Origin of the sequence: Micromonospora sp. NPDC047134, from assembly GCF_040643455.1 — a bacterium.
In the GTDB taxonomy this organism is placed as follows: Bacteria; Actinomycetota; Actinomycetes; order Mycobacteriales; family Micromonosporaceae; genus Micromonospora.
The window spans coordinates 1-15,093 of sequence record NZ_JBEYUI010000007.1 but is presented as its reverse complement, the minus strand read 5'-3'; the positions used below and the strand labels follow the sequence as shown (position 1 = coordinate 15,093).

10 protein-coding genes are annotated in these 15,093 nt (G+C 71.1%); 7 read left to right on the top strand and 3 right to left on the bottom strand.

Translation table 11 applies throughout. The features are described 5' to 3' along the window. Positions 1-385: 385 nt before the first annotated feature. Positions 386-1,594 (bottom strand): DUF349 domain-containing protein, encoded by a 1,209-nt coding sequence (locus ABZ795_RS11310; RefSeq protein WP_327022130.1) that lies wholly within the window; start codon positions 1,592-1,594, stop codon positions 386-388. Between the two features lie 299 nt (positions 1,595-1,893). On the opposite strand from ABZ795_RS11310, the gene ABZ795_RS11305 reads away from it, so the two are divergent. Genes ABZ795_RS11305 through dapF form a run of 3 tightly spaced genes read left to right on the top strand, consistent with a single transcriptional unit; the run spans position 1,894 to position 4,374 of the window. Next, positions 1,894-2,616 carry a hypothetical protein gene (locus ABZ795_RS11305; RefSeq protein ID WP_357530227.1) on the top strand — a complete coding sequence of 241 codons (723 nt, stop codon included), beginning with the start codon at positions 1,894-1,896 and terminating at the stop codon, positions 2,614-2,616. Beyond that, positions 2,613-3,527 carry a tRNA (adenosine(37)-N6)-dimethylallyltransferase MiaA gene (gene miaA / locus ABZ795_RS11300; RefSeq protein ID WP_357530226.1) on the top strand — a complete coding sequence of 305 codons (915 nt, stop codon included), beginning with the start codon at positions 2,613-2,615 and terminating at the stop codon, positions 3,525-3,527. The genes ABZ795_RS11305 and miaA overlap by 4 nt, the downstream gene beginning before the upstream one ends. Positions 3,528-3,534: 7 nt before the next feature. Next, positions 3,535-4,374 (top strand): diaminopimelate epimerase, encoded by an 840-nt coding sequence (gene dapF / locus ABZ795_RS11295; protein WP_357530225.1) that lies wholly within the window; start codon positions 3,535-3,537, stop codon positions 4,372-4,374. 326 nt (positions 4,375-4,700) lie between these two features. Here dapF and ABZ795_RS11290 read toward each other — a convergent pair whose 3' ends face one another. Continuing rightward, complete coding sequence (locus ABZ795_RS11290; RefSeq protein WP_357530224.1) at positions 4,701-6,173, bottom strand: NAD-dependent malic enzyme; 1,473 nt, start codon at positions 6,171-6,173, stop codon at positions 4,701-4,703. A 174-nt stretch (positions 6,174-6,347) separates the two neighbouring features. On the opposite strand from ABZ795_RS11290, the gene hflX reads away from it, so the two are divergent. Both hflX and ABZ795_RS11280 read left to right on the top strand, forming a co-directional pair. Next, a complete protein-coding gene (hflX, locus tag ABZ795_RS11285) occupies positions 6,348-7,790 on the top strand; it encodes a GTPase HflX (RefSeq protein WP_357530223.1) in 1,443 nt (480 codons plus the stop codon). A gap of 51 nt (positions 7,791-7,841) precedes the next feature. Next, entirely contained in the window at positions 7,842-9,731 is a 1,890-nt protein-coding gene (locus tag ABZ795_RS11280; RefSeq protein WP_357530222.1) for a hypothetical protein, read from the top strand. 175 nt (positions 9,732-9,906) lie between these two features. Here the strand turns inward: ABZ795_RS11280 and lexA are convergent, their stop codons facing one another. After that, positions 9,907-10,689: a transcriptional repressor LexA gene (gene lexA, locus ABZ795_RS11275; RefSeq protein WP_327022123.1), complete on the bottom strand. Its 783-nt coding sequence runs from the start codon at positions 10,687-10,689 to the stop codon at positions 9,907-9,909. Between the two features lie 563 nt (positions 10,690-11,252). Here lexA and nrdR point away from each other — a divergent pair. Then, positions 11,253-11,753 (top strand): transcriptional regulator NrdR, encoded by a 501-nt coding sequence (gene nrdR, locus ABZ795_RS11270; RefSeq protein WP_327022122.1) that lies wholly within the window; start codon positions 11,253-11,255, stop codon positions 11,751-11,753. Positions 11,754-11,815: 62 nt separating this feature from the next. Continuing rightward, positions 11,816-14,695: a vitamin B12-dependent ribonucleotide reductase gene (locus ABZ795_RS11265; RefSeq protein WP_357530221.1), complete on the top strand. Its 2,880-nt coding sequence runs from the start codon at positions 11,816-11,818 to the stop codon at positions 14,693-14,695. Positions 14,696-15,093: the final 398 nt, after the last annotated feature.

Sequence of the window (15,093 nt, the reverse complement as noted above, 5' to 3'; positions counted from 1 at the left end):
AGGGCGGCACAGACCAGTCGCCGGCACCGGCGGCGCAGGGCCCGTGACGCGGGTGGCCGCAACGACCATGGATGGTGGTGGATCGTCGCGGCGTACGCCTGGAGGCGTCATCGGCGTGTGGTCGGCAGGGGTACGCCCCGACATCGGAGGCTGCCGTGCCCAGCGGCAGCGATGCCGGTGGCGGTCGCAGAGTTGCGCCCTGCCGTCGGAGGAACTGGTCGGAAACGGCTCCCATGCCCAGCCCGAAAGGGCAACCGCTTTCCTCAGATAATCACAGATCGACGTCGATGTAAATGTCGAACGTTAACATCGCCGTGACCAGGGGCGCGACAACCGAAAAAGCCCCCGGTTCCAGGCGGAACCGGGGGCTTTCGCAAGCGGTGACTCAGCCGGCCTGCTCCGCCAGAGCGAGGAACTGGCGCTTGGAGGCGAGGGCCTGCTCCGCCTCCTTGATCCGGCGGGCGTCCCCGGCGGCCTGAGCCCGGCTCAGCCGCTCCTCGGCCTCGGCGACCTGGGCCCGCATCTGGGCCAGCAGGGGGTTGTCCTCCCGGCTGGTCCGACGCCACGCCGAGTCCATCACCTCGCGGACCTTCTCGTCGATCGCACGCAGCCGGCGCTCCAGCCCGGCAGCCGCCTCCCGCGGCACCCGCCCGGCCTCGTGCCACTGCGCCTGGATCTCGCGCAGCTTGGCCTGAGCACCCTTCGGGTCACCCTCGATGTCGAGGGCCTCCGCCTCGGCCAGCAACGCCTGCTTGCGCTCCAGGTTGGCGCGCTGCTCGTTGTCCCGCGCCGAGAAGACCTCACTGCGCCGGGTGAAGAAGGCGTCCTGGGCGGCCCGGAACCTCTCCCACAGCCGCTGCTCGGCCTCCTTGGAGGCACGCGGGGCGGCCTTCCACTGGTTCATCAGCTCCTTGAGCTGGTTGGCGGCCGAGGCCCACTCGGTCGAGTCCTTGACCTTCTCGGCCTCGGCGACCAGCTCCTCCTTGACCGTCTGCGCCTGCTTGCGCTGCTGGTCCAGGGAGGCGAAGTGCGCACCCCGACGACGGGTGAACCCGTCCCGGGCGGCGGCGAACCGCTTCCAGAGTTCACCGTCGGTCTTCTTGTCGACCCCCCGAATGGTCTTCCACTCGTCGAGGATCTCCTTGAGCCGGTCGCCGGCGGTCTTCCAACCGGTCGACTCGGCGGCCAGCTTCTCCGCCTCCTCCACCAGCGCGGTCTTGCGGGCCAGGGCCTCGCTGCGGGCCGCCTCCTTGGCGGCCTTGGCCTCGCCGGCCTTCTCCTCGGCCACCGTGGCGAGCCGGTCCAGTCGCGCGGCCAGCGCGTCGATGTCACCGACCACGTGCGCCTCGGCCAGCGAGGCGCGAATCCGTCGTACGGTGGCCAGGGAGTGGTTCGCGTCCGCAGCGCCGGAGTTGAGCCGTGCCTCGGTCAGGTTCACCTCGGTCACCAGGTCGGCGAAGCGGCGGGCGAAGTGTGCCAGCCCCTCCTCCGGTGCTCCCGCCTGCCAGGATCCGACCACCCGCTCGCCCTCGGCGGTCTTGACGTAGACGGTGCCGTCCGCGTCCACCCGTCCGAAGGCAGTCCAGTCGCTCATGTGCCCATCCTCGTTCTCCCGGTGCCCCTGGGGAGAACTCTCTCCCGGGCACCGCCACGGCGCAGCCAAGTTTCTCCGGGCATTGTCACAGGTACGCCCCGGTCCGCGTCGAGCGCCTATCGCCGACCGTGACCATACGGTGTCCTAGGCACTCCGTGGCATCATCCGGACCGGCGTGCCGCACCGCGCCGGTCGGCTGTTGCGGCACCGGCGCCGCACGGAACTGACCTCCCAGCTCAGTGGGTACGGCGGTGACCTGGGGTGCATGGTCGGTCCGGCCGGACCGATACGGTTGCCGGGTGCCACTGGTCGCCGCCGCCGTCTGCCCACACCCGCCGTTGCTGATTCCCGAGGTCGCGGGTTCCGCCGCCGCGGAACTGGACGAACTCCGTCGGGCCTGCCACGCCGCGGTCACCCGGCTGCTCGACTCCGCCGCCGCCGAGGTGCTGGTCGTCGGTGAGGGCCCGCTGACGCTGCGTCACGAGCCGCCCTTTCACGGCTCGCTCGCCTCCTTCGGCCTGCCGGTCGAACCGGCCCTCGGTCGGCTGCCCGCCGGTAGCCGACCCGATCTGCCGCTGAGCCTGACCATCGGCACCTGGCTGCTGGGCCGGGCCCGCCCGGAATCGCCCCCTGCGGTGCCGGCCATGTACTCCCTTGCCGGAGAGACCGACCCGGTCGCCTGCGCGGAGTTCGGCGCCGGCCTAGGGGGCGAAGCGGACTGGGCGCTGCTGGTGATGGGTGACGGGTCGGCCTGCCGGGGTGAGGGGGCGCCCGGCTACGCCGACCCCCGCGCCGAGACGTACGACACCGGGGTCGCCGAGGCCCTGGCCGACGCGGACCTGGCCGCCCTGCTCGACCTGGACCCGGAACTTTCGGCGCAGCTGCGGGTCGCCGGCCGGGCCCCGTGGCAGGTGCTGGCCGGGGCGGCCCGGGCTGCCGGCGGTCCCTGGCGGGGTGGGCTGAGCTACTCCGCCGCCCCCTACGGAGTGGCCTACTTCGTGGCCAACTGGGAACGGCAGTGACCCCGGGCACGGTGCTCGCCGTGGTCGGACCCACGGCGGCGGGGAAGTCGGCGCTGAGCATCGCCCTGGCCCACGCCCTGGACGGCGAGGTGGTCAACGCCGACTCGATGCAGCTCTACCGGGGGATGGACATCGGGACGGCCAAGCTCACCCTCGCCGAGCGGGAGGGGGTGCCGCACCACCTGCTGGACATTTGGGAGGTCACCGAGGCGGCAAGTGTCGCCGAGTACCAGGGGCTGGCCCGGGCGGCCGTCGACGACATCCTCACCCGGGGACGGGTGCCCCTGCTGGTCGGCGGCTCCGGGCTGTACGTGCGGGCGGTACTGGAACAGTTCGAGTTCCCCGGCACCGACCCGGTGCTGCGGGCCCGGCTGGAGGAGGAACTGGCCACCGAGGGCCCGGCACCCCTGTACGCGCGGCTGCGGGAGGCCGACCCGGCGGCGGCGGCCGGCATCCTGCCCGGCAACGGCCGGCGGATCGTCCGCGCGCTGGAGGTGATCGAGCTGACCGGGGCTCCGTTCACCGCAGCCCTGCCCGAGCCGACACCGTACTACCCCGCCGTGCAGATCGGCGTCGACCTGGACACCCCCCTGCTCGACGAACGGATCGCCGTCCGGGTGGACCGGATGTGGGCCGAGGGACTCGTCGCCGAGACCGAAGGGCTGGTCGGGCGGGGTCTGCCCGAGGGGCGTACGGCCAGCCGGGCGCTCGGCTACCAGCAGGTGCTGCGGATGCTGGCCGGGGAGCTGACCGAGACCGAGGCCCGCGACGACACCGTACGGGCCACTCGGCGCTTCGTCCGCCGCCAGCGTTCCTGGTTCCGGCGCGACCCCCGGGTGCGGTGGCTGGACTCGGCCGCGCCCACCCTGGTCGAGGATGCCCTGCGGATCGTCGGTGACGCTGCGCGATGATGGAGGGGTGAACTTCACCAAGGGGCATGGCACCGGAAACGACTTTGTGATCCTGCCCGACCCGGACGGTGCGCTGGACCTGACCCCCGACCTGGTGGCCGCGATCTGCGACCGGCGACGGGGGATCGGCGGCGACGGCGTGCTGCGCGTGGTCCGGGCCGCCAAGCACCCCGAGGGGGTGGCCCTGGCCGGTGACGCCGAGTGGTTCATGGACTACTGGAACTCCGACGGCTCCTTCGCGGAGATGTGTGGCAACGGCGCCCGGGTCTTCGTCCGCTTCCTGCTCGAAACCGGACTGGCCACCCCGGTCGACGGTGTCCTGCCGGTGGCCACCCGGGCCGGACTGGTGCGGGCCCGCCTCGACGGCGCGGACATCGCCGTCGAGATGCGCCGCCCTCACCTGTACGCGACCTCGACGGCCGCCCTGGGCGGACTGACCCTCAGCGGCACGGCGGTGGACGTCGGCAACCCCCACCTGGTCTGCCCACTGCCGGCCGGCCTCGACTTGGCCGGTCTCGACCTGACCCGGGCACCGGCCTACGACCCGGCGATCTTCCCGCGCGGGGTGAACGTGGAGTTCACCACCGCCGGGGAGCCGCTCGACGGGGTCGACGGGCACGTGCTGATGCGGGTCTACGAGCGCGGTTCCGCCGAGACCCTGTCCTGCGGCACCGGCGCCTGCGCCGTCGCCGCAGTCGCCCTGCGCGGCCTGGCCCGGGAGACCGGCACGGTGGCCGTCGACCTCCCCGGCGGCCGACTCACCGTCACCCTGACCCCGGACTCCTGCTGGCTCTCCGGCCCCGCCCTCCTCATCGCCACCGGCACCCTCACCCACCCCACCCCCTAGCCCCGCCCCGAGCGCCCCGCCCGCGCCCCGCCTCGCCGATCTTGCACTTTTTGTCGCTGAAGTGCCCCTTTATGTCGCATCTGTCCCGACCGAAAGTGCATGATCGACGCGCTGGGCTGCGCGGGCCGCGCCGCACTGGGCTGCCATGCGACGCGCCGGTGCGAAACGCGCGCCTGGGCCGCGTAGGGCGCGGGTGTGGGGATGAGGGTGGGCGGTCGAGGCGTGGGGCGGACTCAGGCTGCACGAGGAGGGGAGAGCGAAACGCGTCGCCCGCGCGCCTGGCTGGGCGCGCGGGCGATTGAGGTGCGCGGGGGCTGCTCCGCCCGTCAGGGGGTGGCGGAGGCGTTGGCGGCGATCTCGGGGAGGTCGGCGGGACCGGGGTCGGCGGCCGGCGGGGGAGTGCTGGCGGGGTTCTGGGCGGCGGCGCGGACGGCGGCGGCCACCGCCGGGGCGACCCGGGAGTCGAAGACGCTCGGCACGATGACGGTGGCGTTGATCTTCTCCTCGCCGACCACGTCGGCGATGGCCTGGGCGGCGGCGAGCGCCATCTCCTCGGTGAACTCCTCGGCGTGCGCGTCGAGCATGCCGCGGAAGACGCCGGGGAAGGCGAGCACGTTGTTGATCTGGTTCGGCTGGTCGGAGCGGCCGGTGGCGACCACGGCGGCGTGCTTGCGCGCCTCCCGCGGGTCGACCTCCGGGTCCGGGTTGGCCAGCGCGAAGACGATCGAGTCCTTGGCCATCCGGGCGATGTCGTCGCCGGTGAGCAGGTTCGGGGCGCTCACCCCGATGAAGACGTCAGCACCCTCCAGCGCCCCGGGCAGGTCACCCGAGTAGCCGTCCCGGTTGGTGTTCTCGGCCAGCCACTGCCAGGCCGGGTTGAGGTCGGGCTGGCCGCGGTGCAGGGCTCCCTGGCGGTCGTACGCGATGATGTCGCCGACCCCCTGGCGCAGCAGCAGCTTCATGATCGCGGTGCCGGCCGCGCCGGCCCCGGAGACGACCACCCGTACGTCCGCCAGCCGCTTGCCGACCACCCGCAGCGCGTTGGTCAGCGCGGCCAGCACGCAGATCGCGGTGCCGTGCTGGTCGTCGTGGAAGACCGGGATGTCCAGCGCCTCACGCAGCCGGGCCTCGATCTCGAAGCACCGCGGCGCCGCGATGTCCTCCAGGTTGATCCCGCCGTACGCGGGCGCGATCGCCTTGACGATGGCGACGATCTCGTCGGTGTCCTGGGTGTCGAGCACCACCGGCCAGGCGTCCACCCCGCCGAAGCGCTTGAACAGGGCCGCCTTGCCCTCCATCACCGGCAGGGAGGCCGCCGGGCCGAGGTTGCCCAGCCCCAGTACGGCCGAGCCGTCGCTGACCACGGCCACGGTGTTGCGCTTGATGGTCAGCCGGCGGGCGTCGGCCGGGTTGTCCGCGATCGCCTGGCAGACCCGGGCCACCCCCGGGGTGTACGCCCGGGACAGCTCGTCACGGGTCCGCAGCGCGACCTTCGGGCTCACCTCGATCTTGCCGCCGAGGTGCAGCAGGAAGGTGCGGTCGGAGACCTTACGTACGTCGACCCCGTCGAGGGTCCGCAGCGCGGCGACCACCTGGTCGGCGTGGCCGGCGTCGGCGGTGTCGCAGGTGAGGTCCACGATCACGTGGTTGGGGTCGGAGTCGACCACGTCCAATGCGGTGACGATGGCCCCCGCCTCGCCCACCGAGGTGGTGAGACGCCCGATCGAGGAGGCGTCGGCGGGCACGGCGATACGGACCGTGATCGAAAATCCAGCACTGGGCAGTCGGGTGATGGCCACGCAATTCCCTCCGTCGGCGGCGAACGGCTCATGGAATTTCTACCCGTTCTACCTGGGCCTCTGGCAGCCACCCCCAATTGTGCTGCTTTGTGTGCTGGGCATATAGCGGGTGCGACCGGCGTTGCCACATGACAGGATTACTTCGTACAGCAACAGTTCGGACAGGAGAAGCGCTTGCGAGACCAGGAGACCTACGTCCCCAACGACGACATCGAGACAACCACCGGTGAGTACGAACTCTCCGAGCGGCAGGCGTTGCGACGGGTCCCCGGCCTCTCCACCGAGCTGACGGACGTCACCGAGGTCGAATACCGCCAGCTGCGGCTGGAGCGGGTGGTCCTGGTCGGGGTCTGGACCGAGGGCACCCAGGCCGACGCGGAGAACTCCCTGACCGAGTTGGCCGCGCTGGCCGAGACCGCCGGCTCCCAGGTGCTCGAAGGTCTCATCCAGCGACGGACCCGACCGGACCCGGCCACCTACATCGGCCGCGGCAAGGTCGACGACCTGGGTGCCATGGTGCTCGCCGCCGGTGCCGACACGGTGATCTGCGACGGTGAACTGTCCCCGTCCCAGCTGCGCAATCTGGAGCAGCGGACCAAGGTCAAGGTGGTCGACCGTACCGCCCTGATCCTGGACATCTTCGCCCAGCACGCCAAGAGCAAGGAAGGCCGCGCCCAGGTCGAGCTGGCCCAGTTGGAATACCTGCTGCCCCGGCTGCGCGGTTGGGGTGAGACCCTGTCCCGGCAGACCGGTGGTTCCGGTCGCGGTGGGGGCGCCGGCGGCGGCGTGGGTGTGCGTGGTCCGGGTGAGACCAAGCTGGAGACCGACCGGCGACGGATCCGCCACCGCATCGCCCGGCTGCGCCGGGAGATCAAAGCCATGAGCACCGTACGCGAGACCAAGCGCTCGCGTCGCTCCCGCAACGCGGTCCCGGCGGTGGCCATCGCCGGCTACACGAACGCCGGCAAGTCCAGCCTGCTCAACCGGCTCACCGGGGCCGGGGTGCTGGTGGAGGACGCCCTGTTCGCCACCCTGGATCCGACTACCCGCCGCGCCACCACGGCCGAGGGGCGGGTCTACACCCTCTCCGACACGGTCGGGTTCGTCCGGCACCTGCCGCACCAGATCGTCGAGGCCTTCCGCTCGACCCTGGAGGAGGTCGCCGAGGCCGATCTCGTGGTGCACGTGGTCGACGGCACCCATCCCGACCCCCAGGAGCAGGTCCGGGCCGTGCGGGAGGTGCTGAGCGAGGTCGGCGCCGACCGGCTGCCCGAGCTGCTGGTGGTCAACAAGACCGACGCCGCCGACGAGGAGACCCTGCTCCACCTCAAGCGGCTCTGGCCGGACGCGGTGTTCGTCTCCGCGCACAGCGGGCTGGGCATCGAGGAACTGCGCGCGACCATCGAGCAGCGGCTGCCCCGTCCGGCGGTCGACGTGCGAGTGGTGCTGCCGTACGACCGGGGTGACCTGGTGGCCCGGGTCCATCGACAGGGTGAGGTGCTCAGTACGGCCCACCTGGCGGAGGGCACGATGCTGCACGTACGGGTCAACGAGGCCTTGGCGGCCGAACTGGCCCCGTACCACGACACGGCGGAGACGGTCCGTACCGCCGGGTAACGCGGCTGCCGCGTGACCCGGCGGAAACCTCCGGCATGCGACACTTCCTTCATGCTCCGCACTGCTTCCCCGGTCACGGTGGCACTCGGCCTGCTCGGGGCCACCGTGACTGTCACCGGTGCCGTCCTGGCGGCACCGGTACCGCAGCCTGCCTCCGCTGCGTCGACCGTCGCGGTGACAGGCCGGGCGGCGGCGCCCAGCACAGTCCTGCCGGCGGCCCTCGGCGCGCCGTTGACCAAGGCGGGCAAGAAACAGTGCACGGTCACCGATTCGCGCCTGCGGGAGATGTCCGGTCTGGTGGCCACCCGCAACGGGTACATCGTGATCAACGACAGCACCGACCAGGACGACCGCAAGCGGGTCTTCTACCTCAACAAGGACTGCCAGGTCGTTCGCGACGTGGGCTACTCCGGCGCGGGGCCGTTCGACACCGAGGATCTGGCCATCTCGCCGGACAAGAAGAAGCTGTGGATCGCCGACACCGGTGACAACGTCACCAGCCGGCAGCGCCGCGAGCGGGTGGCCGTCTGGAGCATGCCGGTCAACGGCAGCGAGCAGCCCAAGTTGCACCGGCTGGCGTACCCGGACGGCAAGCCCCGCGACGCCGAGGCCCTGCTGATCGGCGACGACAACCTGCCGCTGATCATTACCAAGGTCACCGCCGGCAAGGCCGAGATCTTCACCCCGGACGGGGCCCTGAAGACCGGTGACACCGCGCCGGTGCCGATGAAGAAGCTCGGCGACATCACCCTGCCGAAAACGGACACCGAGAACCCCCTGAGCACCTTCGGGCGGGTCGCGATCACCGGTGCCGCCCGGTCCCCGGACGGTGCCCGGGTGGTGCTGCGCACCTACGCGGACGCCTTCGAGTACGACGTCCAGAACGGCGACCTCGTCGGTGCCCTGACCAACGGCACCCCTCGGGTCACCGCCCTGGCCGACCCCTTCGGCGAGGCGATCTCGTACTCCACCGACGGGAAGACCTTCCTGACCGTCTCCGACGCCGGTCACCTGGACGACGACGAACCGGTCGACATCCTCAGCTACACCCCCTCCACGGAGGGCCCGAAAAACCTGGCCGAGGATCCGGACGCGGCCAAGAAGTCGACCGGCCAGTCCTTCCTGGACGGGTTGACCCTCGACGACATCACGTACCTGATCGCCTCCGTCGGGGTGCTCGGCGCGTTGCTGGTCGGCGCGGGCATCTTCGGCATCCTGCGGGCCCGCAAGCGGCGGCCACCCGCGGGCAAGGGCGGCAACCGCGACGACGACGGCCCGGGACCCACCTGCGGTGGCGACGACGGTACGCCGAAGGACCGCGCCCGCTCCGGTGCGGTGTACGGCGGCGCTGGCGGTGGGGTCTACGGCGGCGGCTCACCTGACGGTGAACGCCCCGGGGCGGCCCGTTCCGGGCCGGTCTACGGGGGGCGTGCCGGCGGCAACGGTGCCCGTCCGGGCGGTGGCGGTGTCTACGGCGGTGGGGGCCGCGCCGGCGAGGCCGGCCCCGGCAGCGGCGGCCGACCCGGCGGTGGCCGCCCGGCCGGCGGCGGTGGCGGCGGGGTGTACGGCGGCGGGGCCCGGTCCGGCGGACCGCCGCCCGCCGGCGGTCGCGCGGAGCCCCCGCGAGGTGGTGCACGGGTCGAACCGCCACGGGGCGGTGGCCGCGCAGAACCCCCACGGGGCGGTGGCCGTGCGGAGCCGCCACGGGGTGGCGGCCGTGCGGAGCCGCCACGGGGTGATGCGCGTGCCGAGCCACCACGCGGCGGGGGCCCTGCCCAGCCACCGCGTGGTGGAGGACGTGCCGAGCCGCCGCGGCGGGGCGGTGGCCCGGCCGAGAACGACTATCGGGGTCGACGCTCCGGTCGCTACCGCGAAGACAACTCCGAGCCCTACGGCCAACCACCCGGCGGCAGCTACGGCTACCGGGGCGACCGGTACTGACCAGAAGAGGCCCAGCACCGTTGCGTGCCCAGGGCGATACTGGGCACGGCCAGCGGCGCTTCTCGAGGCCGTCCCGACCTGGCCGCACCGGTAGGGTGCCGGGCACACCCAGCACCGGTAGGTGCCCAGGTAGTCCCTGGGCACCGTCCGTCGAGCTGAGGCTGGTGGGTGCCGGTCAGATCCGGCGCAGCACCGCCACCACCCGGCCCATGATGGTGGCGTCGTCGCCGGGAATGGGGTCGAATGCCGGGTTCTGCGGCATCAGCCAGACGTGACCGTCGCGGCGCCGGTAGGTCTTCACGGTCGCCTCGCCGTCCAGCATGGCGGCGACGATCTCCCCGGAGTCGGCGGTCGGCTGCTGCCGGACCACCACCCAGTCGCCGTCGCAGATGGCCGCGTCGAGCATCGAGTCGCCCTTGACCTGGAGCATGAAGACCTCGCCCTCGCCGACCAGTTCGCGGGGCAGCGGGAAGACCTCCTCCATCGACTGCTCGGCGAGGATCGGCCCACCGGCGGCGATCCGGCCGAGCATCGGCACGTACGCCGGGGTGGGTCGCTGGGAGCGGCTCAACTCGTCGTCGAGGTCGGCGGGCGGGCGGACGTCGACCGCCCGGGGCCGGTTCGGGTCCCGGCGCAGGAAGCCCTTCTTCTCCAGCTCCTTGAGCTGGTAGGCGACGCTGGAGGGGGAGACCAGCCCGACCGCCTCGCCGATCTCACGCACGCTCGGCGGGTAGCCGTGCCGTTCCACCCAGGTACGGATGAAGTCCAGGATGCGCCGCTGCCGGGCGGTGAGGTCCGCGGTGGCCGGGTCCGGGAAGGTGTTGGTCACCGGGGCCACCGGGCGTACCGCGGGCTGTGCCGCCCGGGCCCGGGTGACGCTGCGGCGTCGGGTGGGCGGCGGCCCCGCCTCGCTGCTCTGCTGCGGGCTGTGTGGCCGGTTGGCCCGGTCCTGGGTCACGTCCGTCCTCCCTGGTCGGCGCTGGGTGCCTCGGCGGCTCGTGGTGCGTGCGGTGGTCTGCCGGACAGCAGGTCGACCATGGTCACCTCCGGCTGTTCAGACCGTATAGGTGAGATCAGTCATTTTCAAACATCTGTACGAGGTTTCTCCGCGTGTCGACACGCCTAACGGTGACATTCGTACGCCTGTTCTGATAAATGATACGTCTGGTCGAACGGATGTTCGATCCGCTGCCTTTTTCGGAGATCCGATCCCCTCGGGCGGTAACCGGCGTCACCTCGCCGCGTTGGGTTCTCGGGTTGCGTCGGAGTCGCCGGTCGGGTGGGCTGTCAGGCGACGCGCCGGACACGCCGGTCAACTTGACCGCGGTTCGCCAGCGGCCTAGGTTCAACCCCTAGATGTAGTAGTCACACGGGCGTAACTAGCCTACAGGTTGGGTTCGACTACGGAACGCACTCCCGTACAGTCAGTCGGCGGCCATCGGTTGAAGGATGGTTCGTCGCGCTGAATCGTGCCCGGAGGCGGCCGTAGGCGTGCCCTTTGTCGATCAAGGAGGTCGGGCGATGCGGTGTCCGTACTGCCGGCACGCCGACTCCCGGGTGGTCGACTCGCGGGAGGCCGACGACGGCCAGCTGATCCGTCGCCGACGCTCCTGCCCGGAGTGCGGCAAACGGTTCACCACGGTCGAGGAGGCCGTGCTCGCGGTCGTCAAGCGCAGCGGGGTGACCGAGCCGTTCAGCCGTACGAAGATCATCGGTGGGGTGCGCAAGGCCTGCCAGGGCCGGCCGGTCGACGAGGACTCGATCGCCCTGCTGGCGCAGCGGGTCGAGGAGACCATCCGGGCCAAGGGGGCCGCCGAGATCCCCAGCCACGAGGTGGGGCTGGCCATCCTGGGTCCCCTGCGGGACCTGGACGAGGTCGCCTACCTGCGGTTCGCCAGCGTGTACCGGTCGTTCGACTCGCTCGCCGACTTCGAGCGGGAGATCGAGACGCTGCGGGCCGCCGCGCGTGCCCGGCTGGGTGCCGAGGCCGAGACGGCCGGCGCTGCCGGCCCCGCGCAGTGAACTTTTTCAGCGGTAGTGACAGTCGGATCGCGCGGTGCCGCGCGGACGAGGGGGCGGATGAGATGCCGGGGGATGGCGTGACAACAAGCAGGGCACGAAGCAAGGCCGGCGCGGGTCTGAAGGTCGAGCGGGTCTGGACCACCGAGGGCGTGCACCCGTACGACGAGGTCGCCTGGGAGCGGCGCGACGTCGTGATGACCAACTGGCGGGACGGCTCGATCAACTTCGAGCAGCGGGGGGTGGAGTTCCCGGAGAGCTGGAGCGTCAACGCGGCCAACATCGTGACCACCAAGTACTTCCGGGGCGCGGTGGGCACCCCGGAGCGGGAGTGGTCGCTGCGGCAGCTGATCGACCGGGTGGTCACCACCTACCGCACCGCCGGTGAGGAGTACGGCTACTTCGCCAGCCCGGCTGACGCGGAGATCTTCGCCCACGAGCTGACCTGGATGCTGCTGCACCAGGTGTTCAGCTTCAACTCCCCGGTCTGGTTCAACGTCGGCACGCCCTCACCCCAGCAGGTCAGCGCGTGTTTCATCCTGGCCGTGGACGACTCGATGGACTCCATCCTCGACTGGTACAAGGAAGAGGGGCTGATCTTCAAGGGGGGCTCCGGCTCCGGGGTCAACCTCTCCCGGATCCGCTCCTCCCGGGAGCTGCTCTCCTCCGGTGGCACCGCCTCCGGCCCGGTCAGCTTCATGCGCGGCGCGGACGCCAGCGCGGGCACCATCAAGTCCGGCGGCGCCACCCGGCGGGCGGCCAAGATGGTCATCCTGGATGTCGACCACCCCGACATCGAGGAGTTCGTGATCACCAAGGCGCGGGAGGAGGACAAGATCCGCGCCCTGCGCGACGCCGGGTTCGACATGGACCTGGGCGGCGCCGACATCGTCAGCGTGCAGTACCAGAACGCCAACAACTCGGTCCGGGTCTCCGACGAGTTCATGACCGCGGTGGAGAACGGCGGCGGCTTCGACTTGCGGGGTCGGCTCGACGGGCAGACCATCGAGACCATCGACGCTAAGAAGCTGTTCCGCACCATCTCCCAGGCCGCCTGGGAGTGCGCCGACCCCGGCCTCCAGTACGACGACACCATCAACGACTGGCACACCTGCCCGGAGACCGGTCGGATCACCGCCTCCAACCCCTGCTCGGAGTACCTGCACCTGGACAACTCCTCGTGCAACCTGGCCTCGCTGAACCTGATGAAGTTCCTCCGCGCCGACGGCGGCTTCGAGGTGGAGAAGTTCGTCAAGTCGGTCGAGTTCGTCATCACCGCGATGGACATCTCGATCTGCTTCGCCGACTTCCCGACCGAGAAGATCGGCGAGACCACCCGGGCGTACCGGCAGCTCGGCATCGGGTACGCCAACCTGGGTGCCCTGCTGATGGCCTCCGGCCTGCCGTACGACTCGGACCAGGGGCGCTCCCTGTCCGCCGCGATCACCTCGCTGATGACTGGTACGGCGTACCGCCGCTCGGCCGAGCTGGCCGGCATCGTCGGGGCGTACGACGGCTACGCCCGCAACGCCGAGCCGCACAAGCGGGTGATGCGCAAGCACGCCGCCGCCAACGACCAGATCAAGCCCAGCGGTACGGTGGCCACCGCAGTGGTCCGCGAGGCCACCAAGCAGTGGACCCAGGGCAACAAGATCGGTGACAAGTTCGGCTGGCGTAACTCGCAGGCCAGCGTCCTCGCCCCGACCGGCACCATCGGCCTGATGATGGACTGCGACACCACCGGAGTCGAGCCGGACCTGGCGCTGGTCAAGTTCAAGAAGCTGGTCGGCGGCGGCTCCATGCAGATCGTCAACCAGACCGTGCCGCGCGCCCTGCGTAGCCTCGGCTACCCGGAAGAGCAGGTCGAGGCGATCGTCGAGCACATCGCCGACCACGGCCACGTGGTGGACGCCCCCGGCCTCAAGCCGGAGCACTACCCGGTCTTCGACTGCGCCATGGGCGAGCGGTCCATCGCCCCGATGGGTCACGTCCGGATGATGGCGGCGGTGCAGCCGTTCATCTCCGGTGCCATCTCCAAGACGGTGAACATGCCGGAGCAGGCCACTGTCGAGGACGTTGAGAAGATCTACTTCGAGGGCTGGAAGCTCGGCCTCAAGGCCCTGGCGATCTACCGGGACAACTGCAAGGTGGGCCAGCCGCTGTCGGTGGCCAAGCCGAACAAGGCCGCCGAGCCGGCCCCGACCACCGCGGTCGAGCCGGTGGTGGAGAAGGTCGTGGAGTACCGCCCGGTGCGCAAGCGGCTGCCGAAGAAGCGCCCCTCGGAGACCATCTCCTTCTCGGTCGGTGGCGCCGAGGGCTACCTCACCGCCTCCTCCTACCCGGACGACGGCCTGGGCGAGGTCTTCCTCAAGATGTCCAAGCAGGGTTCCACCCTGGCCGGGGTGATGGACGCCTTCTCGGTGGCCATCTCCATCGGCCTGCAGTACGGCGTCCCCCTGGAGACGTACGTCAGCAAGTTCACCAACATGCGCTTCGAGCCGGCCGGCATGACGGACGACCCGGACGTGCGGATGGCCGCCTCGGTGATGGACTACATCTTCCGTCGCCTGGCCCTGGACTTCCTGCCGTACGAGCGCCGCGCTGAACTGGGCATCTTCACCGCCAAGGAACGGGCCGCCCAGCTGGCGGCCGAAGCCGAGGCGGAGGCCAACGGCACGGACCTGACCGCGATGGCTGCCTCCGCCCCGGTGGAGCACCGGCCGGAGGAGCCGAAGGCCGGGCCGATCGCCCAGCCGGCCCAGGAACTCGCCGAGGTCGCCGCGGTCAAGCCGGCCCCGGCGGTCGGTTCCAGCACTGAGCTGCTGGAAGCCGTGATCGGCAAGGCCGCCGACGCGCCGCTCTGCTTCACCTGCGGCACGAAGATGCGCCCCGCCGGCAGCTGCTACGTCTGCGAAGGCTGCGGCTCCACCAGCGGCTGCAGCTGACCCGTCACACCCCGACCGCCCGGCCTCGCCCCCCGAGGCCGGGCGGTCGCCGCATCCCCCACCTGCCTGCTCCTCCCACACCCCGCCCTCCCGCACCCCTCTCTCTCCCCGTCGACGCTTCTATAGGTGGGCCGGTTCCGGGAGGAGTTGGTATCGGTAGGTTCGATGTCGGTGAGCTACGAGTGACTCATGCAAGATCTGGCCGCCAGCAGTGGGTGTGCCGTGGAGTCGACCTGTCCTCGTGGGTTGCCGGCGTCGGCCCGGCCCACCTTGCTGGCCTGATCAGAAGCCTGTCCGCGACTGGTGTCGCGTGACTCATCACAGATATGCCGCCGGGTGACCGTCTCCCGGGCCGACGCCGTCCGAACGTCGTCCCGAGCAAGGGAGAACCGTCCGTG